This is a genomic window from Variovorax sp. R-27 (genome assembly GCF_049913215.1).
Taxonomy (GTDB): Bacteria; Pseudomonadota; Gammaproteobacteria; order Burkholderiales; family Burkholderiaceae_C; genus Variovorax.
Genome location: NZ_CP183984.1, coordinates 2736950 through 2757423 on the forward strand (window position 1 = coordinate 2736950; position 20474 = coordinate 2757423).

Here is a 20474-nt window from a genome sequence, read left to right on the forward strand (position 1 = left end):
CAAATGAACGGGGCGCCGCCGGCACATGCGTGCCGGTGGCGGCGTTTGAATCGGGGCGGCTTGGGGGCGTCGCGACGGCCGGAGGCCGCGCGGGGCAGACTGGCTACGCGATAGACGCGTGAACGATCAGCTGTTCAGATGAGGCCCGACAAACCGCACGTGCATGGGGGCATGAATTACAGCGTCTTCCATCGCGCACCTCCGCTTTCTGTGTGATTGTCGAAGGAGCGAATGTAGCGGGCTTGCCGCGTGCTGTGAAGTGGCGTGTGGTTTTGGCGCATGCAGCGCGTCAGTTCTTCATGCCGTGCACGATCGACGCCAGCAACGAAGACACGAAGACGGCCGCGATGAAGCGCAGCCAGCCGGGCTTGCGTTGCACGAAGTTGCTGATCGCCACGCCGCCCGTCAGCAGCCAGATCAGCGGGCTGGTGCCCGCGAGGAAGACGCTGACAACGTAGAGGGCTTGCAGCATCACGCTGAAGATCCAGCCGAGTTGGGAGGCGAGGCTTGGCACCTGCGCGGCGGCTTGCCCGGATGGGGGCGATGCCGCAGTGGTCGTGCGTGCCGTTGCAGGTGCTGTGAGCTTGGCCGGCTGGGGCCGTGCCGCTTCGCGCTGGGCCTTCTTTTCTTCCGCCAGTTGCTCGGCGGTTTTCTCCAGCACCGGTGCGGGCGCCTCTGTCGGCTGCCACCATGCGGGCCAGGGCGCCTTGCCTGCGGCGGATTGCTTGCGGAACTCACCTGCAGGGAGCTTGCGTTGAGAGGCCTGCGGGACTGCAGGTGTCGCTGCACCGCTTCGTTGGTGCTTGGCAGCCAGCGCTCGCACGCGCTGCAGATACGGCTCGCCACGCGCCGGGTCGGTCATTGCGATGAAGTTCGCGTAGCCGCGCAGCGCGCCGATCACGTCGCTGTTGCCGTTCCATTGCAGGCCCTGCGGTCCGTGCCGCTCCGCCTGGTGCAGTACGGCGCGAAAACGCCGCAGGGTGTCGCGGTCGATCGAGAGCTTGTCGTTCACCACGATGCCCGTCACATGCTGCTGCTGGTGCTTGCGCATGACCTGCTGCTTGTCCGGGTGCACCGTGAGGCCTTCGCTGGCCACGATCTGCTTCACGCGCCACAGCAGCTTGCCGGTGTCGCGGCTGTGCTCGGGGTCGGCCGAGAAGCTCAGGTCATCCGCATAGCGTGTGTAGCGAAAGCCCAGTTTGGCGGCACTCGCGGCCAACCGCGCGTCGAGGCGGCGGCACAGCAGGTTGGTCAGCATCGGGCTGGTGGGTGCGCCCTGCGGTAGCACGCGTTCGCCGCGCGCGACGAAGTAGCGCCGGCCGTCGAGCTGCACTTCGTCGGTCGGCGCCTCGGTGCACACCAGCGCCAGCAGGCTCGCCACCTGCGACGAATAGCCGAGCTGGCGGAACACGCCGCGCACGCGGCGCATGCCGATGGAGGGAAAAAAGTCCTTCAGATCGAGATTGATCACCACATCCTGGCCCACGTGCGGCGCGGCATTGGTGAGGATCGATCGGCCCGGCAGAAAGCCGTGCACGGCCTCGTGAACCGGCATCTTCGCGAGGATGTTGTCGAGCACCCAGTACTGCGCGCGCTTCATGCGCGGCATGGGCGCGGAGATGTGGCGCTCGCCGCCGCTCTTCTTGGCGATGGTGAAGCGCTGGTAGTGGCTCACGCTCGCCACGTCGCGGTGCCAGGCGAGAAAGCGCAGCTCGCCGAGGCCGATGCCCATCGCCTGCGCCAGGTCGCCTGCGTGGTCCAGCGCGGGCAGGGCGTTGCGGGCCAGTGCCTGGCTGTCGCTGTGCGCTTCGTTGAGACCGCCCGAAACGCCGTCGCCCACATAGAGCAGCTCGCGCTGACGCCGCTCATGCCACGCCACGGCTCGCGCATGGCGGCCTTGTGCGAGGCGCTGGCGGGTTTCCTCGCGGCGTTCGCGGGCCTTGGCCATGCGTTCTTGGCGCATCGTCTTCAGGGCCCTGTCACGGTCCTCGATGCCGCGCAGTTCGTCGCCGAGCTTGGAGAGCGCCGTCTGCAGTTCGCTTTCGCGGCGGATCAACTGGGCTTCGACCGTCGGCTGCGCCGCGTCCTGCGGCCAGAAGCCGAGGCGCTGCATTTCCTCGAGGATGACTTCCTGCTTGGAGCCCTTGCGGATGCGCTCGTACAGCTCCTCGCGCGTGAGTGCCGAGTCGGGAATGGAAGAAGAGGAGGCGGGAGACTGCATGGTCATGGCGCTGCGCCACTGGCCGATGCACTGCTGATGATGAATCAGAAAAATTGCGAACGAAGCGGGAATCTCGTCGAAGAGCCTCGGGACTGGAGGGCTCCACTCGACGCCGTATGGCCATGGCGACGCCGATGAGCTTCGAGGAAGCCGCACTGTTATCGCGTCACCATGGCCATACGGCACAGTGAAGAGACGTCCAGTGACGCTTGGGAAGTGCTGTGTACGAGGACGGCGATACGCCGTCCGGATTGCAAGAGCCTTCCCGCTCCGTTCGCAAAAAACAGTGTATCAGCCGATGTGTGCGGTGGTCCTTTCCTGATCGGTCGATGTTGCTGCCGGATTGGCCGACAGGCGCAGCGCGAGCATGTGCTCGCACGGGCCCTTGGTCATGCGGTGGCGGATGAAGTGGGAGCACTGGCAGTCGCCCGAGGCCACGCGCTGGTCGGCGTCGAGCTGCAGGCTCATGAGGTATTCGCGCTGCCCCGAAGCGCCCTTGCACTTGCCGCTCAGCGTGAGGCCGCCGTCGGGGCGAGCCAGCGTCTTCACGTTGGCGATGCGGCGCGCCTGCACCAGTTCGGCCGCGGCTTCTTCCTCGGGGCTGGCGTAGCGCAGCTTGTCCATGGGCAGCGGCTCGCGGCTCAGCTCGCGCAGCCGCCACACGCCGTGCGCAAGGTCGTACACCACGCGCCCGGCCTGCACATAGCCGCCGAGGGCTGCATCGACCGTGAGGGTCGACAGGCCGGTGGCCGCTGCCAGCTCGGCCGTAGTGGCGCGCCAGCGTTCGCCCAGCGCCGCGAATACGCGCAGTTGGCTGTCCTGGTCGACCGTGTGGCGCGGCTGCAGCAGCTCGAAGTGGCCGTTGCGCGACCAGTCGTTGGCGGTCCAGCCCGAGAGGCCGAGCGTGAATTCCATATCGGGCAGTTGCGCTACCCAGAAGCTCGGCATGCCCGTGCCCAGCAGGTGCACCGTGAAGCCCTGCGCCACCGGCACGAGGCGTTCGAGCTGCAGCAGGCGGCGCCGGCCCCACACGCGGATGTCGATGTCGGAGGTGGCACTGTGCGTGGAGCGCGGGCACACCAGCTCGTGGCCCCAGGGCTCGAACAGGATGCGCACCGGCTGCCCCGGCCGCAGGATGAAGCGCAGCGAGCGCGGGCCCACGCGCTCCTTGCGCCGGCGCAGCACGAGGCAGATGTTGTGCACGTCCATCGGGTGCAGCTGCAGCCGCTGCGCGGGCAGCAGCATCGCGCTGCTCACCTGCAGGAAGCCGCGCACCCAGCTGTCGGGCACGTCGATCTTCGGCTCGTGGAAGGCCGGGTCGTTGTCGCTCTGCACCTGGAAGCCGCCGGGGTCGATGGCCAGGCGGGTGGTCTTGTAGTCGCGGATCTTCTGGAACTCGTCGTACAGTGATTCGGAGTAGTCGACGTTGGTGGTGCCGAAGGCATGGTCGCTCACGCGGTCGAAGATGTCGTGGCTGCACGAGAACATGCCGTAGCTCGACTCGTCCTGGCTGAAGCACTCGAAGAACACGCGGTCGGGGTGCACCGTGATCACCGGGTCGAGCACGAACCAGGCTTCGCGGTTGACCTTGTAGATGTGGTCGAAGTAGCGCTGCTGCGCGTTCATGAAGGGCTGCAGCACGGCCCGCTTGCTCTTGCGCAGCTCGGCCAGCTCGTTGCTGATGGGCGCCATCTGCGCTTTCAGCTGGTCGCTGCGCGCCATGAACTGCGCGAGCAATTCATTCTCTTGCCCGGCCAGCCATTCGAGGTACGCGCTCTTGTCGCGCGGCTTGAATCGCAGGTCGCCCACCACCACGTCGTGCAGCGCCGACATACCTTCGCGAAACGGCAGGTGCCGGTTGATGTCGGCAACGAAGTGCACCGGCGCGCGCAGCGTGTCGGGCGCGAACTGCAGCGCCGTGCTGTTCGCGGTGTGTTGTGCGCCCGAGTGGCCGAAGTAGCGGTACTGGAATCTCATGCGGCGGGCCCTCCTGTGGAGGCTGCGGGCGGTGCGCGGCGCGGCGCGACGCTGCGCACCGATGCGGTCTGCAAGGGGTTGTCCAGCTCGGGGAAGGCAGCCTGGATGCTGCGCAGGCCGGCCACGTACTGGGCGCGCTCGGTGATGGCGCCAGTGACAGCCTGCCGTGCGAACACGCGCGCGACGATGCGTGCGATGTCTTCCGAATGCATCGCCTGCGCGGCCAGGAACTGCATGACTCGTGCCTTGGCCAACCGGCCCCGGTTGGCCTGCGACAGCACGCTCAGGAAGTAGGGCTCCAGTCGCGCGAGCACGTCGGGCTTCTGGCTCGCGGCCGAGGCCAGCCAGTTGGTAACGAACAACTGCATGCCGGGCGATGGGTGCTGGCTCAACTGCAGCATGTAGGTGGTGACGTCGGTCACGTCGAAATGCGTGGTGAGCAGTTCGCGGCCCAGGCGCTGGGCGCCTGCGTCCTTGTGATCGCACAGGCGTACCAGCAGCGCCGGCGTCCACTGGCTCGCGCCGCTTTGCGCGCCGAACCATTGACGGGCCCAGTCACGCGCGTCGTCCCAGCGGCTGTCGAACATGCGCAGGGCATCGCCTAGCTGCGCCAGCGTGCGTTCAGGGTTCGCGGCCAGCTGGTCCATGGCCCAGCGGCGTGCGGCGGCGGTGTCGACGAGGCCGAGGCTGGCGGTCTGCAGTACGTCGAAGCCTTGTGGGTCTTGCTGAGGAAGCAGCCATGCGCCGAGGCGCTGTGCGCCCTTGCTGCGCGCTTCGAGCAGACGCAGCGTGACGGCGGGCTCGCCGCGGCGCGTGTGCTCGGCCAGCGGGCCGCACAGCCATTGCAGCAGCGCATCGAACACGCCCTCGGCGGCTTCGGCGCGGAACAGTTCGTCGCGCAGCAACGGCATCAGCGCAGCCGCAAAGTCAGGGTGCGCGGGCAGCAGCTGCGCGAGCCGGGGCGCGACGGCTGCGCGCACGGCCGGCATCGGGCTGCTGCAGAAGGCGGCGAAAAGCTCTGGCTGGGTGATGAGCGTGTGGTCGGGCAGGGCCGTGAACAGCCGCACGCCGGCGCCGCGCAAACGCTCGTCGTCGGACTGCAGCAGGCGCGTGAGCACGCCCACCGGCAGGCCCTGGACCGACGACGGGTGCAGCAGCAGCCATTCGGCGGCGGTGCGCACCACGTCAGGGCTCGCATGGTCGAAGAGCGCGAGCAGTTCGGGCAGCGGCGCCTTGGCGGCCGGGTTGCGCAGCAGGCCTTGCAGGGCCCACTGCAGGTTCTCGCAGATGGCGTCGAGCTCGGGTTGCCCGGCATCGCAGGCCGAAAGCCATGCGAGCAGGCTGCCGCACAGGGCATCGAGCGTTGACGGGTTCGGGGCGGCGGCCTGCAGAAGCAGGCGCGACGCGCGGCGCACTTCGGCATCGGCCGAGGTCAGCAGCATCAGAAGAAGGTCGACCTGCTGGCTGTAGAGGCCCGGGTCCTGCGTGATGCATTCGAGCGCAAGGGCGCGCGCCTCGGCCAATGGCGAGCTCAGCAGCGCAGGCAGCCAGGGAAGGGCCGGCGCACCCGCCGCGATGCGCTGGCGCGCGATGGCGAGGGCGAAGCGCGCGGTGTCGTCCCAGGTACTGCCCAGCAGGCGCCAGACGGCGGGCGCCTCGAGCGCCTCGCAGAAGGGCTTGTTGTCCTGCAGCGCGCGCGCCGCAAAGGCATGCACTGCGCCGCAGCGGCCTTGCTGCATCAACTGCAGCAGGGCCCGTGGATGGCGGTCCCAGCGCTCGGGCCAGGCTTCGGTGCGGTTCAGGCGCTGCGCGGGCAGCGGTGTGTTGCGGCGCCAGCGCAGCCCGCCGCGCTGGGCTTCCCATTCGGCGTCATGGCGGTGCAGCAGCTGCATCAGCACCAGCCAGCGGCTGTAGGGGCCGGTGTGCCAGCTGCGGGGCTCGGGTGTCCAGCGGGTTTCGCGCTGCTGGCCGGCGGTGCCGGCTTCGGCATCGTCGGCCGCGAGCAGCACGCCCATGGCCAGCTGCAGCCAGCTTGCCTCGTCGGCCGTGCCGGCCAGAGCCAGCCGGCGCAGGCTGCGCCAGGTGCGGCGGCGCAGGTAGTCGCGTGTGCGCTGGCTGTAGGCGAGGCGGCTGTCGGGCCGCACGATTTCCTTCGCTATCTCGACATAGCGGCCATTGACCTGCGCCCAGCGGCCACCCGTGCGGAAGGCCGCGCGCTGCGTTTCGAGGCGCTGGTGCAGCACGCCGAGCAGGGCGTAGTCGCCCGCGAACTCCGCGCCCTTGTACAGCCGGCGCCATGCGCGGAAGCTGCCGGCTGCGAGCTGCAGTGTTGGCGCAATTTCCATCAGGGCTGTGCGCGCGAGCCCGTCGGCTGCCGGGCTTTCGAGCAGCGCGAGATCGAACAGCTGCTCGACCCAGGCCGCGTACTTCAAACCGTTCCAGAGCGCTGGGTCGGCCAGGTGCTGCCGAAGCAGCGGCATGGCCTGTTCAACGGGCAGCTCGCTCATGGTGGCCCAGGCGCGGCGCAGCGGCGCGGGCCAATCGTCCACGATGCGCGCCGTTTCAGCCGCGCGTTGTTCGGCAGGCCAAAGGTTCAGCGCGGCCCAGCGCGCAGCGCGGGTGACGACGGGCGTGCGGCCGCGCCGGGAGAGTTCGCGCATCGCCTCGAACGCACCGCCGTCGCCGCAGCGGCCGATGGCCCAGGCGATGCAGTAGTCGAGCAGCGGCTCGCCGGTTTCGATGTGGTCGATAAGTTGCGGCACGGCTGCAGCCAGCCGGCGCTCGCCGATGCGCCACACCACGCGGCTTCTGCGCACAGGGGCCAGCAGGCGCCATGCATCGGGGCGGATGCTGGCCAGCAGCACGGCGTCGCCGGGGTGTGCGAGCACGGCGGTTGCAGTGGTGGTGATGACGGCCTCGGCGACCGCCCCTTCGATCGCATAGCCCTGCGCGATCTGCGCTGCCACGGCGCGTTCGAAGGCGGCGTTGGCGGCCTCCAGTGGCAGCGGCGATGGCGTGTAGACCGTTTCCTTCCACTGCAGCCCGTCGCGGCTGGTGCTCACGTGCACCACGTGGCCCGGCGCTTCCGGCAGGGCGAACAGTTCCACGGTGCTGAAGCCCGTGGCGCCTGTCGCGCCCGGCTTCGTTCGGATCAATTTCTCGGAGCGAATGCGCTTCACGCGGAGGCCTCCCTGCCTTCGGTTGGGTGCTTGTGCTTTTTGTTTCGCTGCGCATCTTAGCGGCCATGCGTGCCAATTTGCGCGTGTGTAGCATCGCGGCCTGAGATTCACCCCCGCACATCTTTCCCATGCCGAATGCAGAACAGACCCCTCAGTCGAGCTTTCTCTACTTCACGGGCCAGGGCTCGGACAAGGTCTACCAGGTGCACCTGCGCCCCAAGGACGACGGTTGGGTGGTCGACTACGGCAACGGCCGGCGAGGCGGCACGCTCTCAACCGGCACCAAGACCAGCAGCCCGGTCGCCTACGAGGCGGCGCTGAAGATCTACGACAAGGTCGTCAAGGAAAAGACGTCGAAAGGCTACACGCCCGACCAGTCCGGCGCGCTCTACACCTCGACCGACCTGGCCGGCCGCATGAGCGGCGAGCTGCCGCAACTGCCGACGCTGATCCTCGAAGAGCAGGCCGCGCGCTACTTCGACGACCCGGGCTGGGGCCTGCAGGAAAAGGCCGATGGCGAGAACCGCATCCTGCTGATCGAGGGCGAGGCGGTGCGCGGCACCAACAGGCGCGGACTGTTCGTCGACATTCCGCAGGCTTGGGTCGGCGTTGCGGATGCGCCGGCGGGGCGTACCGTGGTTGCCGGCGAGCATGTGGGCGATGCCTTCATGGCATTCGACCTGCTGGAACTTGGTGGGCAAGACCTGCGCGCCGCGCCGTTCATCGAGCGCTTCGGACATCTACGCAAGATCGCTGAGCTTGTTTCGTGGATGACCGTGCTCGAACTCGAACTCACCGCCGAGGGCAAGCGCCGCCGCGCCGCCGAGTTGCTGGCCGCGCATGGCGAAGGCTATGTGCTCAAGGCGCTCGACGCGCCGTTCTCCGCAGGCCGCAGCAGCACCAGCCTGAAGTTCAAGTTCAACCAGAGCGCGACCTGTGAGGTGATCCGCGTCAACGCCCAGCGCTCGGTGGCCGTGGGGCTGCGCGACGAGGCAGGTGCGATGGTCGACCTGGGCAACGTGACCGTGCCGCCCAACGAGGCGCTGCCGGCCGTGGGCATGCTGGTCGAGGTGTGCTATCTCTACCGCTATGCAGGCGGCAAGTTCGAACAGCCCGTCTACAAGGGGCAGCGGCCGGACATGACGCCTGCAGACGCAGTGCTGTCGCAGGTCACGCGCATCAAGGATCGAAGCGCGGTCCTCGACGACGAAACGGCCTGAGCGCCGGTCAACCCGAAGAACCGAAAGCCGCGCGCAGCTTCGCCGCGAGCCGGTTCGCTTCAGCGGCGGTGGCGATGTTGGTGAAGCCCATCAGCAGGCCCTGGTCGGCAGGCCCCGCAACGCCGCGTGCCGAGAGCGGCTGGCAGTTCAGCCCCGCCTGCTGTGCGCGGCGGGCCAGCGCCACATCGCCTTCACGGCGCCCGTCGAATCGCGCGATCAGGTGCATGCCGCCACTGCGCAGGTCGACGCGCACCGTGTCGCCGAAGGCCTTCAGCAAGCCGGCCACGAGCATTGCGCGCCGCCGTGCATAGAGCAGGCGCATCTTCTTCAGGTGGCGCGAGAAGTGCCCCTCGCGCATGAAATCCGCCACCACGGCTTGCGTGATCTGCGGACTGCCGTTCGACCATGTGCGCGCGGCCTCCTCGAAGCGCGCACGCAGCGATTCGGGAACGACCAGGTAGCCCAGCGCCAGCCCGGGGTAGAGCACCTTCGAGAAGCTGCCCGCGTACAGCACGCGGTCGTGGCCGTCGAGGCTCTTGAGCGCCGGCAGCGGCGCTCCGGCGTAGCGGTACTCGCCGTCGTAATCGTCCTCGACGATCCACGCGTTCGCCTGCGAGGCCCATTCGAGCAGCTGCAGCCGGCGAGAGAGCGTCATCGACACGCCCAGCGGCGCCTGGTGGGAGGGCGTGACGACGGCCATGCGTGCCTTCGGTGCCTTGCGCAGGCCGCGCGCGACGACGAGGCCGTCTTCGTCCACCGGCACGGGCACCGTGCGCTGGCTGGCGGCGCGTAGCACTTCCTGCGTCGGCGGAAAGCCCGGGTCTTCGATCCACACGCGGTCGTCTTTCTTCAGCAGCGTGCGCGCGACGAGCGCGAGCGATGCGCGGTAGCCGCCCGTCACCAGCACCTGCGAGGCGTGGCACGACACGCCGCGCGACACCAGTAGATAGGCCGCGATGGCTTCGCGCAGCGGCGGGTAGCCGCAAGGGTCGCCGTAGAACATGTCGGCCGCGTTCGTAGCCCGCGCACGGCGGGCCGTGAGGCGCGACCACAGCTTGCGCGGGAACGCGTCGAGCGCCGGAATGCCCAGCTGCATGGGCGGTGGTTCGCTCGGCTGCTTGAGCGCATCGCCGGACGCCCGTGCATCCGTGCGCCGGGGCTCCCGCCGTGCTGCCCGATGCAGCGGCAGCGACGGCGAGACCACGGTGCCCGCCTGCCCGCGCGAAGAAAAATAGCCTTCGCCCATCAGCTGGTTGTAGGCCGTCTCGACGGTGCCGCGAGCCACGCCGAGCTCACCGGCCAGGCTGCGCGCCGATGCCACGCGGTCGCCGGGGCGCAGCGTGCCTTGTTCGATGGCGCTTCGGTAGCGCTCGTAGATCTGGCGGAACAGCGGCGTTTCTTTCGCGCGGTCGAGCTTCGGTGTCATGGCCTGGTCATTTTCAAGATTCTTGGCTCTTTTTGATGGGGCATCGTAAATCCATGATTGACCTTCCGAATAGCCTGGAAGGAAGAAACGCAATGAGCGAGAAGGTATTTTTGGCAGGCGCCACCGGAGCGGTCGGCGCCGCGCTGGTTCCGTTGCTTATCGAAGCGGGCTATACCGTGCATGGCAGCACGCGTCGCGCTGACCGTGCGGGCGTGCTGGAGGCGCAGGGCGTGCATCCGGTCGTCGTCGACGTGTTCGACGCTGCGGAGTTGCGGGCCGCGCTGGTGCGCATCGCGCCGTGGGGAGTGATCCATCAGCTCACCGACCTGCCCAAAGACCTGGATCCGGGCCGCATGGCCACGGCTGCGGTGCTCAATGCGCGTGTGCGCACCGAGGGCACACGCAACCTCGTGGCCGCCGCGCAGGCTTCGGGTGTGAAGCGGCTGGTGGCGCAGAGCATCGCCTGGGCCTATGCACCCGGCCCCAAGCCATTTACGGAAGAGCAGCCGCTCGATACGGAGGCGGAAGGTGTGCGCCGCATCAGCGTCGACGGCGTGGTTGCGCTGGAGAAATGCGTGATGGCTGCGCAGGGCATGACCGCCACTGTGCTGCGCTATGGGCAGCTCTACGGTCCGAACACTTCGACCGATACACCCAAAGGCCCGAGCCCGTTGCACGTCGCGGCCGCGGCGCGGGCTGCGTTGCTGGCATTGCAGCGTTCGACCGGCGGCATCTTCAACATCGCCGAAGACGGCGCCGAGGTCAGCACCGAGAAGGCAAAGCGCACGCTGGGCTGGCGTGCCGATGCGCGGCTGTCTCAAGGAGCCATGCCATGAACGCGATGCCTCTCTTCCTGCGCCACCGTGCGCGCGCCGGGCTTGCGGCGCTGACTGTTGCAGCCATGGGTTGGGCATTGCTGCCGCACGCGAGCAGGCAATCGACCGTGCAGTTCATCGACGACATCTGCAGCGCCGTGAGCCGACCGATGTTCGCATCGGCGCCGGCCCCCGAAGGCTCAGCCGCCGCGGCACGGCCGCAGACCTCGACCAAGGTGATCTCCTGCGAGGCGCTGCCCAACGTGCCGGGCAAGTCAGTCACCACCGTCCTCGTCGACTTTCCGCCGATGGCCTACTCGCCGGCTCACAGGCATCCGGGCTCGGTGACCGCCATCATTCTCGAAGGCACGGTGCGCTCGCAGTTGGCCGGCGGTCCGGTAGGCGACTACAGGCCCGGCGAGACCTTCTTCGAGCCGCCGCGCACGCTGCATCTGTTCGCGGAGAACCCCGATCCGGTGAAGCCCGCCAAGCTGGTGGCGGTGTTCGTGGCGGAAGAGAACTGCGGGCCGCTGCTGCTGCCACCCTGAGCTACCGCACCCGGTCTCCGTCGCGAACCGACTCCACCGCGCCGTTGTAGAAGCGAACGATGCCCAGGAAGTTGCCCTGGCCGCGGTGGTAGACCCAGTCTTCCATCGGAACGCACTGCTGCGTTATCACTTGCTGCGCGGGGCCACCGGGGTAGGGCGACAGCACCCACGCCACCTGCGGGCGGGGCACACAGACGAACTCCTTCGACATCGGCTCGCCGCACTTCTGCACCACAGAGAACTTGGAGTCGCCGACGCCCGAGAGCGAGCCGTTGCAACTCAGCGATTGGGCCGATGCGCTGCCGGTGTGCGCGAGAGCGAAAAGAGAAAGGAAGAGGGTGCTCGCGGCGAATTTGCGCATGGTGTCGATGGGCTCCTTGAACAGCTTGGGACTGCGGTGGGCCCCGATAGTTTCTCTTGCCGTCATCACGACCGCGGGCCGCGCAGCTTGGCGACCCCGAAGCCCAGCGCCAGAGCCGCGCAGAGAAAAACCAGCAACGCGAGCCAGACCGACCGCGTGAACGCATAGGTGCCCAGCGTGGCGCCCGCGGCGAGCGCCACGGCCAGCCATTCGAGCACCGGGTCGATCCAGCTCCTGGGCTTGCTGCTGCGTTGCGCGGCCAATGCGCGTTCGTGTTTCTCGATCTGCTGCTGGGTTTGCGGCTTTCGCGGCTTCCGTTGCCTTGGATCGGGGAAGAGAGTTCTCAGCGCCGGTGTGGGCCATGCGTCGTCCGGCGATGCGCCGATGCCCGCAAGTTGCCAGACCGCGTCCGCATCACGGCGCGAGAGATCCAGCATGAGGCCATCGAGCACCTTCTTGTCGTTCAAGCGGTCGATGGAGGCCAGCTCGGCGCGCAGCCACGGCTCTGCATCGGCGGCATCAGGCAGCCCCTGGGTCCGCAGCAGGATGTGACTCTCGAAGCCGCGTGCGGTCCAGGCTTCGAAGCCTTCGTAGAGAGGGCGGTAGCGCTCGCCGATGGCCGCGATCACGGCTTCGCGCCGCGATGCGAGCCGCTGCAGCGCGGAGGTTTTGTCGGTGATGAGGTACGGGTAGGCGGCGTCGGCGCCGAACTCTTCCCGGCATTCCTCGCGCTCGATAGCGCTGTCTTCATCATCGATGTCGTATGCGTCGATGAAGCGCGCGTGGCGGATGTCGCTCTCGCTGAAGAGCGCCCGCCAGAACAGCGGGAAGAAGGCATTGGCCTCGAGCTCCCCGCCGCGGCCGAAGAAGCCGCGCCATTCGTTGCGGCTGCCTTCGGGCATGCGGGGCAGGGTCGAGCTGGACAGGTAGACGGGGTGGGACATCTTCTTCGCTCCGGGCAAGGGGCGGGCGCCATCTTACGGGCGTGGGCGCAGATTGCTTTCTTGTAATCCGCGCGTCAGGCGATGGCCGGATGGGCTTTCCAGAATCCAGCGCGTGCAGTTCTCATCACTCGCCATTCATCATCCCAAGGAACACCATTCATGAAACGCGCATTCCTCACCACCACCGCTTTCGCCACGTTGCTCGCCGCATCTGTCACAGGCGCCGCCGCATCGGGCACGCACGACAACGCTATCGGCAAACCCGGCGTGGCCGCCAAGGCGACTCGCACGGTCCAGGTCGACATGACCGATGGCATGCGCTTCACGCCAGCCGACATCAGCGTCAAGCAAGGCGAGACCGTGCGCTTCGTGGTCAGAAACTCCGGCAAGCTGAAGCACGAGTTGGTACTTGGCACCCAGCAGGACCTGAAGGCGCACTACGCTTCCATGATGAAGAACCCCGAGATGGAACACGCCGAGCCGAACATGGTGACGCTCGCGCCAGGCAAGACCGGCGAGGTCGTCTGGCAGTTCACCAAGGCGGGCAAGGTCGACTTCGGATGCCTGCAGGCGGGGCACTACGACGCAGGGATGAAGGGTGTGGTGAACGTGGCCAGTGCCGAGGGCAAATAGGCATGGGCGCGGCGCGATTGTTTCCGCCGCATGAACGCCGCGGTTCCTTTTGCTGCGGGTTTTTACCTACTCATCGGCTCACAATTCATCTCACAGACCAGCCCACAAGCGAATCTGGATGAACAGGCCCCGAGCGAGGTGGCCGCCCCCCGAAGGGACGGTGACCCACCCAAGACCGGTTCGAAACCATCCCGTATGCAAAGAACTGAATTGAAGGAAATCCAAATGACCGCCTCGAAGCTCCTCTCCGCCATCTCCATCGCACTGCTGGCTGCTGCCGGTGCCGCTCATGCCGAAAGCTATGACGGTGTGCATCAACTGACCTCGGCCACCAGCCGCGCCGACGTCGCCAGCCAGGCCGTGGTGGCCGCACGCAGCGGCAACCCCTACGCCGACGGCGCCAACTCGGGCCCCGTGCAACTGATCGCCTCGACGACCAGCCGCGCTGCAGTCCGTGCTGAAGCGGTGGCTGCCGCCCACAGCGAGAACCCGTATGCCGAAGGCGTGACCTCGCGTGTCGCTCCGGTGCTGGCAAGCGGTGTCGATCGCTCCACCGTGCGTGCCGCAGCCCGCGCTGCTGCTCGTGGTGACGCTCTGCCGCTGTAATCGACAACGGCAACGCGCATAAATAAAAGCCGGGCCCTGCGAAAGCGGGGCCCGGCTTTTTGTTTGTTTGTCCAGGGGGCGAGCTAGTAGACGCGCTCTTCGATCGGCCCCACGCGGTCCGGATAGAACGCCACGTAGTCCTTGATCTGCGAGACATGCTCGTACGGCGACTCGTAGGTCCACACCGCATTCACCGAGCGCTCGCCGCCGGCCGGAATGCTGTAGTAGTTGCACTCGCCCTTGTACGGGCAGTAGGTTGCATGAGACGTGCGCTCGAGCAGCGACATCTTCACGTCCTTGCGGGGTATGTAGTGCACGGTTCCGAAGTGCGCCTCGCGCAGCGTCAGCGCTTCGCGCGTATCGGCGACGACGCAGCCATCGACCGACACCACCACGCGAAGCGGGTTGGGTGCAATGGTGATCGGATGGTCGGGGCCGGGGGTCTTGATGGTGCGTTCTGCGGTAGCGAACATGAGAAAGCTCCTTCGGGCAATCGGGGTGACGCAAGAATCGGCGGATGCGCATCTTGCCGCGATGCCGTGGCGATTTGAAGTAGCCAGAAAATCGGCCCATTCGCGACATGGTTAAAGACAGCGAATTCATTTGAATGGCTCTGGGAGCCTTTCGGATTGTGATTCAGCATGTAAGGAATACTGAAGTTCCATATCTTCGGTGCGCAGGTTGCGTGTGGTCACGAATGTGTGTGCTTCACGCATCAGCCTTCGATGAATCGAAGGCCCACGGTACCGCCGATTACCAGCGCGATGCATGCCATTCGCGGTGCGGAAAGGGCCTCGCCGAAGAACAAAACGCCCATCAGCACCACGCCCACCGAGCCGATGCCGGTCCAGATTGCGTAGGCCGGGCCCAGCGGCAGGTAGCGCAGCGCCCTGGCCAGCAGGTAGATGCTGAGCAGCGCGGTCGACACGCCCACGACCGACGGCACGAGCCGTGTCCAGTCTTCCGATCGCTTGAGTGCAGCGGCCATCGCGATCTCGACGAGACCTGCCGCCAGTAGAAATATCCAACCCATGAAAAAACTCCTTCGATGCTGTTGCGGGTAGAGCTGAGCCGGATAATTCCGGGCCGGGCACCGATCAACAAGTACGCACCTTTTGGTAACCATGGGAAATTCAAAGACGCCATCGAAGAAGTCCGAGCCTGTGGAAGAAGCCGAGGCAGCACCCGCCGATGTGTGGAACGCCGACTGCCCCTCGCGCCGCGTGCTGGAGCTCATTGCCAACAAGTGGGCGCTGCTGGTCATTCCGTTGTTGCGCGGCAAGCCGCAGCGCAACAACGAGTTGCTGCGCAAGGTCGGTGGTATTTCGCAGAAGATGCTCACACAGACCCTGCGCGACCTCGAGCTCAACGGGCTGGTGCTGCGCGAAGACCACCAGACGGTGCCGCCGCACGTCGAGTACAGGCTCAGCCCGCTCGGCCTGTCATTGAGCAAGACGCTGATCGCCGTAGACCGCTGGGCCGAGGCGAACCATGCACAGATCGACGCGGCGCGGCACCGTCAGTGATACCTTCGCCCGACCTCGAGCGATCCATCGAAGGACCGAAGTGAAGAAGAACAAACTCGCCACGCTGTTGCTCGCTGGCCTATTGGCCGCCGGCGCCTGGGCCCAGGACTGGCCCGCCAAGCCCGTGCGCGTGATCGTGCCCGCACCGGCCGGCAGCTCGCTCGACCTGATCGCGCGTACCCTGGCCGACCGCCTGCGCGTGATGTGGAAGCAGCCCGTGGTGGTCGAAACCAAGGCAGGCGCGGGCGGCCTGATCGGCATGGACACGGTGGCCAAAGCACCGCACGACGGCTACACGCTCGGCATCGGCTTCAACGGCCCGATTGCCTTCGGCCCCTACATGTACGCACGCATGCCCTATGCGCCCGCGCGCGACCTTGTGCCCATCGTGCTCACGACCTCGCAGCCCAACGTGCTGGCGGTGCAGGCGGGCAACCCCGCGAACACGCTGCCCGAGTTCGTCGAATGGGCGAAGAAGCGTGGCAACAAGTTCAGTTATGCGTCGGTGGGCGCGGGCAGTTCGTCGCATCTCACGATGGAGCTGTTTCGCAGCGCGGCGCATATCGAGGCGGTGCACGTGCCGTACTCGGGCTCGCCGCCTGCGGGGCTGTCTCTGGCGGCCGGCGACACGCAGGCGCTGTTCACGGTGGCGCCCGCGCTGCTGCCGCTGATCCAGGGTCAGCGCGTGAAGCTCATTGCCGTGACCAGCGCTAGGCGCTCTGAACTCATGAAAGACCTGCCCACCGTGGCCGAGTCGGGCTACCCGGGTTTCGAGTCGCTGGCCTGGAACGGCTTGTTCACCGCCAGCGGCACGCCGCCCGAGGTGGTGCGCCGCATCAATGCCGACGTCAACGCCGTGCTGCAGGAGCCGGCGGTGCGCGAACTGCTGGCCAACCAGGGGCTGGTGGCGGGTGGCGGCTCGACGGAAGAGTTCAAGGCCTTCATCGACAGCGAAGGCCGCAAATGGGGTGCGATCATTGCCAAGGTCGGCATCCGCCTCGACCAATAACACTCCCACACTCCCGACAACCCACGCCAGAAGACTCCAGGAAGAGAAAGAACATGGAACAGCAGTTTCCCCGCGATATCTACACGGAACCCGAGCCCGATCCGCACACGCTCGCCAACCTGGGCCCGCTCACGGGCCTGGCGGGCCTGTGGATCGGCAAGGCCGGCCACGACGTGAGCCCGAAGGAAGACGGCCCCGAGGCCGAGGCCTACATCGAGCATGCGGAGTTCCAGCCCATCGACGCGCAGACCAACGGGCCGCAGATCTTCTACGGGCTGCGCTACCACCTGCGCATCGTCAAGCCCGACGACGTGGAAACCTTTCATGACCAGGTCGGCTACTGGCTGTGGGAGCCCGCCACGGGCGCGCTGATCCAGACGCTGTCGATCCCGCGCGGGCTCACCGCCATGGCCACAGGGCACGCGAAGGCCGACGACCGCAGCTTCAGGCTCGAAGCTGTGCGCGGCGGCGAGACCAACGGCATCGTGGCCAACCCGTTCCTGGAGCATGCGTTCAAGACGCTGCGCTACAGCATCGAAGTGACCATCCACGACGACGGCAGCTGGTCGTACGAGCTTGAAACGGTGCTCAGCGTGCTCGGAAAGCCCGAGCCCTTCAGCCACACCGACCGCAACACGCTGCGCAAGATCGGCGAGCCCACGCCGAACCCGACTGCACAGGCTGCGATGGCGGCGAACGCCGCAGCCTGAGGCGCTACTTCGCGAGTGCCGCTTCCACGTCCGCGTGGAACTTGGCCGAGCACCACTCGGTCGCGCCGAAGTACAGCGACGCTTGCGCACCGCTCGCGAGCGTCGATTGCGCAGAAACGCCGAGCGCGAAGTCTTCGTTGAGCGCATCCCAGAACGATTCGACGTTCTTGCGCCAGTAGTTCATCGACTTCTCGGTCTTCGGCAGCTCGGGAACGAGCGTGCTCGCGATCACGCGCGAGCGGCCCGGCGATTCAGGCAGCACGGTGAACGCGTTGGCGTGGTCGCCCTCGTGCAGGATGAAAGTCGCCGGGAAGAAGTAGTAAATGATGTTCGAGTGCGGCCCCACCTGCCATGCCTGCGTGGGCGTGCCGCGCAGGCTTTCGATGCTGCGCTTGGGCAGGAACAGGCGCTGGTGCTGTCGGTCGTGGTCGGCCATCAGCAGGTTGTCGTAGAACAGCGCGGCGATGCTGTTGCGGTGCGCGTACTGGAAGTGATATGTCTCCAGGTTCGCCTCGAAAGGGATCTTCCAGTTGGCCGCGTTGTCGAAGGCGTGCTGGTGAAACGGCACCCAGCTGTCGTAGCCCCATGAGCGCAGGTCGGCGCCGAAGCGGCCCAGCCAGTTGTCGATGTCGATCCTGGCGCTCTCGCCGTTCGCCACTACACGGGGGATGGCCCAGACGAAGCCCAATGCCTCCGCGACGGGCACGCGCGCCAAACTGCATTCCGAGGCTGGCGCATGCGGAAAGTCTTCCGCCGACGGGCGCCCGCGCAGCGTGCCATCGAGCCCGTAGGTCCAGCTGTGGTACGCGCAGATCAGGGCGCGTTGATTCGATGCGCCGGGCGGCTTCAACCGCGCGCCGCGGTGGCGGCAGGCATTGACGAAGCCTTTGAGTTCCCCTTCTTGCCCGCGCACGAACACCAGCGGCATGCCGGCCACGTCGATGGCGAACGAATCGCCGGCATTCGGGAGAGACGCCGAAGGGCACAGCGCCAGCGGATAGCGCCTGAAGATGCGCTCGATCTCCCGCTCATGGCGTTCAGGATCGAGATAGCGCGTCACCGGACTGACGCCCGGCTCACCGCGTTCGCTGCCGCCAGTCTCGATCAGCGCGAGCGCGCGCCGGATCAGTGCGATCTGTTCTTCATGCTGCATGCGCGCGATTGTGGCGAGCGAGTCGTGCGGTGGCTTGCTTCAACTGGTTGTGTTTCTCTGCCCGGATAGAACAAACACGCATAGCTCATAACCGGTTATGTCGATAGCCTCAGGGCATGGACCTGAAACAGCTGGAGTACTTCATCCGCGTGGCCGAACTCGGCAGCTTCACCCGCGCGTCGGACGTCATCGACATCGCGCAGCCCGCATTGAGCCGCCAGGTGCGCCAGCTGGAAGTGGAGCTGCGGCAGAACCTGCTGGTGCGCAACGGCCGCGGCGTGGTGACCACGGATGCCGGCAAGCGCCTGCTGGAGCATGGCCGCGGCATCCTCCACCAGGTCGAGCGGGCAAGGGAAGACATGAGCCTCATGCGGGATGCGCTGGCCGGTCGGGTCGCCGTCGGCCTGCCGCCCAGCGTGGCCGGTGTGCTGACGGTGCCGCTGGTGCGGGCCGTGCGTGAGCGGCTGCCCGATGCGGCGCTGTCGATCACCGAGAACCTATCGACGGCAATGCAGGAATCGCTGCTCACCGGCCGGCTCGACATTGCGCTGCTCTACAACCCGCAGCCTTCGCCCGACGTGGACAGCGAGACGGTGCTGGAGGAAGACCTGTTCCTGGTCAGCGCGACCAAGGGCACTGGGCCGGCGCGGCGCGGTGCGCCACTGGCCTTGCATCAGCTGGCCGAGCAGCAACTGGTGATCCCGACCCGGCCCAACGCGATCCGCATGCTGGTCGAGGCGGAGCTTGCTGCTATTGGCCGGCGGCCGCAGATCGCGCTGGAGATCGACGGCGTCCCGGCCATCCTCGCGCTGGTGGCCGATGGCGCCGGCCACGCTGTGCTGTCGCGCAATGCCGTCACCCTCGCGGGACGATCGCAGCGCTATGCGATCCGGCCCATCGTCAAGCCCGGCCTGCGCAGCCGGCTGGCGCTGGCAACCAGTTCGCAGCGGCCAGTCACGCGCACGCAGCGGGCCATGGGGGAACTGCTGCGCGAGCTCGTGCAGCAGCACCTCGGTGCCAATGCAGTGGCCGATGCAGCTCAGAAGCGGTGACGCACGCCCACACCCACGCTGCCGCTGTTTCGAAAACCGGTCAGCCGGTCTTGCATGTAGACCGCGTACAGGTCGGTGCGCTTTGACAGAAAGTGGTCGTAGCCGGCCGTCCAGGTGGTGCGGTGTGTTTCGGCGGCGCCCGTCACCTTGCGCTCGGTGCGCGCCACCGAGGCGAGGAAACGCCCTGCACCCACCGGAACCGCCGCGCCCAGCTGCGCGGTATTGGCGGTGGTACGAATGTCGGGCGTGCGGGTGCGCTGCAGCTGGCCGTACAACTGCACGGCCTTGAAGTCGTAGGAGGCGCCGATCAGCGCGGCATCCTGCCGGCCGATGGTCGTGGTGAAGCCGGGGCCCGTTTTGGCCTGCTGCACAGACACCACGGCGGCAAAGGGCCCGGCCGCGTAGTTGAGGGTCAGGTTCAGGTTGCGGATGCCTTCGCGGTCCTGCACTTCGCCCATGCCGTAGAGCAGGCTGGCGCGCAGCCCGGCGAAGGTAGGCGAGGTGTACTGGATGGCATTGCTCCACACGCTGTCGCCGAGCACGGCGCGGTTGTACGTGGGCTGCCATGTGTGGAGCATGACGGGCGAGAACTGCAGCGACACGCCGAACGGATTGAAGGCACCGCTGGCCACGAACATCGGATTGGTCTGCCGGCCGAGCGACAGCTGGCCGAAGCCGCCGGCCAGGCCCACCCACGCGTTCCGCGAGAAGTACGGGTCGGTGCTGTTGCGCCCGAAGGTGCCGGAGTCGGTCTGGAAGAAGCTTTCCAGTGCGAACTGCGCCTGCAGCCCATCGCCGAGGCTCTCGCTGCCTCGTACGCCCCAGTAAGCCGTCGTCATGCCGCCGCTGCCGAGTACCTTGGTGCGGCCGGGCTCGTCGCTGCGCTGCATCGATCCGACGAAGGCATCGAGCAGGCCGTAGATCTGCACGCTGGCCCCAGGGGCTGCGGCAGTCTGTGCCCACGGGGAATGCGTGGTGGTGCACAGAGCCAGCACCGGCAGGGCGCGCAGCGAAAGTGCCTGAAGGCGGGAAAGTCTTCTCATGTCGTCTGTCTCCTCGTTGTGATTCGTAGCCTGCAAGGGCGCAGGCGCGCG

Annotated in this window: 19 protein-coding genes; 9 read left to right on the top strand and 10 right to left on the bottom strand. The window is 67.1% G+C overall.

Annotated features, from left to right (window positions below; genetic code table 11):
- Nucleotides 1-289: 289 nt before the first annotated feature.
- From ACN9MV_RS12680 to ACN9MV_RS12690, 3 genes are all read right to left on the bottom strand, one after another.
- On the bottom strand, nt 290-2227 hold the full coding sequence (locus ACN9MV_RS12680) for a reverse transcriptase family protein (protein ID WP_426392511.1): 1938 nt from the start codon (nt 2225-2227) through the stop codon (nt 290-292).
- Nucleotides 2228-2512: 285 nt separating this feature from the next.
- On the bottom strand, nt 2513-4198 hold the full coding sequence (locus tag ACN9MV_RS12685) for a hypothetical protein (RefSeq protein WP_093176531.1): 1686 nt from the start codon (nt 4196-4198) through the stop codon (nt 2513-2515).
- Entirely contained in the window at nt 4195-7377 is a 3183-nt protein-coding gene (locus ACN9MV_RS12690; RefSeq protein WP_426392513.1) for a hypothetical protein, read from the bottom strand. The genes ACN9MV_RS12685 and ACN9MV_RS12690 overlap by 4 nt, the downstream gene beginning before the upstream one ends.
- 128 nt (nt 7378-7505) lie before the next feature.
- On the opposite strand from ACN9MV_RS12690, the gene ACN9MV_RS12695 reads away from it, so the two are divergent.
- The gene (locus ACN9MV_RS12695; RefSeq protein ID WP_426392515.1) at nt 7506-8597 is read left to right on the top strand and encodes a hypothetical protein; all 1092 of its coding nucleotides are present in this window, start codon (nt 7506-7508) and stop codon (nt 8595-8597) included.
- A 7-nt stretch (nt 8598-8604) separates the two neighbouring features.
- Here the strand turns inward: ACN9MV_RS12695 and ACN9MV_RS12700 are convergent, their stop codons facing one another.
- The gene (locus ACN9MV_RS12700) at nt 8605-10023 is read right to left on the bottom strand and encodes a PLP-dependent aminotransferase family protein (protein WP_426392517.1); all 1419 of its coding nucleotides are present in this window, start codon (nt 10021-10023) and stop codon (nt 8605-8607) included.
- A gap of 92 nt (nt 10024-10115) precedes the next feature.
- Here ACN9MV_RS12700 and ACN9MV_RS12705 point away from each other — a divergent pair, with 92 nt between their 5' ends.
- Nucleotides 10116-10859 (top strand): NAD-dependent epimerase/dehydratase family protein, encoded by a 744-nt coding sequence (locus tag ACN9MV_RS12705; protein WP_097199446.1) that lies wholly within the window; start codon nt 10116-10118, stop codon nt 10857-10859.
- On the top strand, nt 10856-11386 hold the full coding sequence (locus ACN9MV_RS12710; protein ID WP_371258863.1) for a cupin domain-containing protein: 531 nt from the start codon (nt 10856-10858) through the stop codon (nt 11384-11386). Before ACN9MV_RS12705 ends, ACN9MV_RS12710 begins: the two co-directional genes overlap by 4 nt.
- 1 nt (nt 11387) lies before the next feature.
- Here the strand turns inward: ACN9MV_RS12710 and ACN9MV_RS12715 are convergent, their stop codons facing one another.
- Together ACN9MV_RS12715 and ACN9MV_RS12720 are read right to left on the bottom strand one after the other, a co-directional pair.
- A complete protein-coding gene (locus tag ACN9MV_RS12715; protein WP_354338346.1) occupies nt 11388-11747 on the bottom strand; it encodes a DUF2845 domain-containing protein in 360 nt (119 codons plus the stop codon).
- Between the two features lie 65 nt (nt 11748-11812).
- A complete protein-coding gene (locus tag ACN9MV_RS12720; RefSeq protein WP_426392520.1) occupies nt 11813-12691 on the bottom strand; it encodes a hypothetical protein in 879 nt (292 codons plus the stop codon).
- A 159-nt stretch (nt 12692-12850) separates the two neighbouring features.
- Between ACN9MV_RS12720 and ACN9MV_RS12725 the strand changes: the two genes are divergently transcribed.
- On the top strand, nt 12851-13324 hold the full coding sequence (locus ACN9MV_RS12725) for a cupredoxin domain-containing protein (RefSeq protein ID WP_426392522.1): 474 nt from the start codon (nt 12851-12853) through the stop codon (nt 13322-13324).
- A 225-nt stretch (nt 13325-13549) separates the two neighbouring features.
- Nucleotides 13550-13930, top strand: a complete 381-nt coding sequence (locus ACN9MV_RS12730; protein ID WP_426392524.1) for a helicase SNF2 — start codon at nt 13550-13552, stop codon at nt 13928-13930.
- An 83-nt stretch (nt 13931-14013) separates the two neighbouring features.
- Here ACN9MV_RS12730 and ACN9MV_RS12735 read toward each other — a convergent pair whose 3' ends face one another.
- Nucleotides 14014-14403, bottom strand: coding sequence for a DUF427 domain-containing protein (locus ACN9MV_RS12735; protein WP_093052527.1), 390 nt, complete (start codon nt 14401-14403; stop codon nt 14014-14016).
- A 242-nt stretch (nt 14404-14645) separates the two neighbouring features.
- Nucleotides 14646-14963, bottom strand: coding sequence for a DMT family transporter (locus ACN9MV_RS12740; RefSeq protein WP_426392526.1), 318 nt, complete (start codon nt 14961-14963; stop codon nt 14646-14648).
- A 91-nt stretch (nt 14964-15054) separates the two neighbouring features.
- Here ACN9MV_RS12740 and ACN9MV_RS12745 point away from each other — a divergent pair, with 91 nt between their 5' ends.
- The 3 genes from ACN9MV_RS12745 to ACN9MV_RS12755 are packed head-to-tail and all read left to right on the top strand — an operon-like array spanning nt 15055 to nt 17175.
- Nucleotides 15055-15456: a winged helix-turn-helix transcriptional regulator gene (locus ACN9MV_RS12745; RefSeq protein ID WP_093080363.1), complete on the top strand. Its 402-nt coding sequence runs from the start codon at nt 15055-15057 to the stop codon at nt 15454-15456.
- A 40-nt stretch (nt 15457-15496) separates the two neighbouring features.
- On the top strand, nt 15497-16465 hold the full coding sequence (locus ACN9MV_RS12750) for a Bug family tripartite tricarboxylate transporter substrate binding protein (protein ID WP_426392528.1): 969 nt from the start codon (nt 15497-15499) through the stop codon (nt 16463-16465).
- Between the two features lie 53 nt (nt 16466-16518).
- Nucleotides 16519-17175 carry an FABP family protein gene (locus ACN9MV_RS12755; protein ID WP_426392530.1) on the top strand — a complete coding sequence of 219 codons (657 nt, stop codon included), beginning with the start codon at nt 16519-16521 and terminating at the stop codon, nt 17173-17175.
- 4 nt (nt 17176-17179) lie between these two features.
- Here ACN9MV_RS12755 and ACN9MV_RS12760 read toward each other — a convergent pair whose 3' ends face one another.
- On the bottom strand, nt 17180-18328 hold the full coding sequence (locus tag ACN9MV_RS12760) for an aromatic ring-hydroxylating oxygenase subunit alpha (RefSeq protein ID WP_426392532.1): 1149 nt from the start codon (nt 18326-18328) through the stop codon (nt 17180-17182).
- A gap of 116 nt (nt 18329-18444) precedes the next feature.
- Here ACN9MV_RS12760 and ACN9MV_RS12765 point away from each other — a divergent pair, with 116 nt between their 5' ends.
- Complete coding sequence (locus ACN9MV_RS12765; protein ID WP_093052508.1) at nt 18445-19380, top strand: LysR substrate-binding domain-containing protein; 936 nt, start codon at nt 18445-18447, stop codon at nt 19378-19380.
- Here ACN9MV_RS12765 and ACN9MV_RS12770 read toward each other — a convergent pair.
- A complete protein-coding gene (locus ACN9MV_RS12770; protein ID WP_426392535.1) occupies nt 19368-20423 on the bottom strand; it encodes a porin in 1056 nt (351 codons plus the stop codon). The genes ACN9MV_RS12765 and ACN9MV_RS12770 overlap by 13 nt on opposite strands.
- Nucleotides 20424-20474 lie beyond the last annotated feature (51 nt).

Bases quoted from the DNA above. Each gene is read 5' to 3' on its own strand.
- ACN9MV_RS12710 (WP_371258863.1), top strand. From the start codon at position 10,856: ATGAACGCGATGCCTCTCTTCCTGCGCCACCGTGCGCGCGCCGGGCTT.
- ACN9MV_RS12755 (WP_426392530.1), top strand. From the start codon at position 16,519: ATGGAACAGCAGTTTCCCCGCGATATCTACACGGAACCCGAGCCCGAT.
- ACN9MV_RS12680 (WP_426392511.1), bottom strand. From the start codon at position 2,227: ATGACCATGCAGTCTCCCGCCTCCTCTTCTTCCATTCCCGACTCGGCA.
- ACN9MV_RS12765 (WP_093052508.1), top strand. From the start codon at position 18,445: ATGGACCTGAAACAGCTGGAGTACTTCATCCGCGTGGCCGAACTCGGC.
- ACN9MV_RS12700 (WP_426392517.1), bottom strand. From the start codon at position 10,023: ATGACACCGAAGCTCGACCGCGCGAAAGAAACGCCGCTGTTCCGCCAG.
- ACN9MV_RS12760 (WP_426392532.1), bottom strand. From the start codon at position 18,328: ATGCAGCATGAAGAACAGATCGCACTGATCCGGCGCGCGCTCGCGCTG.
- ACN9MV_RS12745 (WP_093080363.1), top strand. From the start codon at position 15,055: ATGGGAAATTCAAAGACGCCATCGAAGAAGTCCGAGCCTGTGGAAGAA.
- ACN9MV_RS12695 (WP_426392515.1), top strand. From the start codon at position 7,506: ATGCCGAATGCAGAACAGACCCCTCAGTCGAGCTTTCTCTACTTCACG.
- ACN9MV_RS12705 (WP_097199446.1), top strand. From the start codon at position 10,116: ATGAGCGAGAAGGTATTTTTGGCAGGCGCCACCGGAGCGGTCGGCGCC.
- ACN9MV_RS12720 (WP_426392520.1), bottom strand. From the start codon at position 12,691: ATGTCCCACCCCGTCTACCTGTCCAGCTCGACCCTGCCCCGCATGCCC.
- ACN9MV_RS12740 (WP_426392526.1), bottom strand. From the start codon at position 14,963: ATGGGTTGGATATTTCTACTGGCGGCAGGTCTCGTCGAGATCGCGATG.
- ACN9MV_RS12685 (WP_093176531.1), bottom strand. From the start codon at position 4,198: ATGAGATTCCAGTACCGCTACTTCGGCCACTCGGGCGCACAACACACC.
- ACN9MV_RS12730 (WP_426392524.1), top strand. From the start codon at position 13,550: ATGACCGCCTCGAAGCTCCTCTCCGCCATCTCCATCGCACTGCTGGCT.
- ACN9MV_RS12735 (WP_093052527.1), bottom strand. From the start codon at position 14,403: ATGTTCGCTACCGCAGAACGCACCATCAAGACCCCCGGCCCCGACCAT.
- ACN9MV_RS12725 (WP_426392522.1), top strand. From the start codon at position 12,851: ATGAAACGCGCATTCCTCACCACCACCGCTTTCGCCACGTTGCTCGCC.
- ACN9MV_RS12715 (WP_354338346.1), bottom strand. From the start codon at position 11,747: ATGCGCAAATTCGCCGCGAGCACCCTCTTCCTTTCTCTTTTCGCTCTC.
- ACN9MV_RS12770 (WP_426392535.1), bottom strand. From the start codon at position 20,423: ATGAGAAGACTTTCCCGCCTTCAGGCACTTTCGCTGCGCGCCCTGCCG.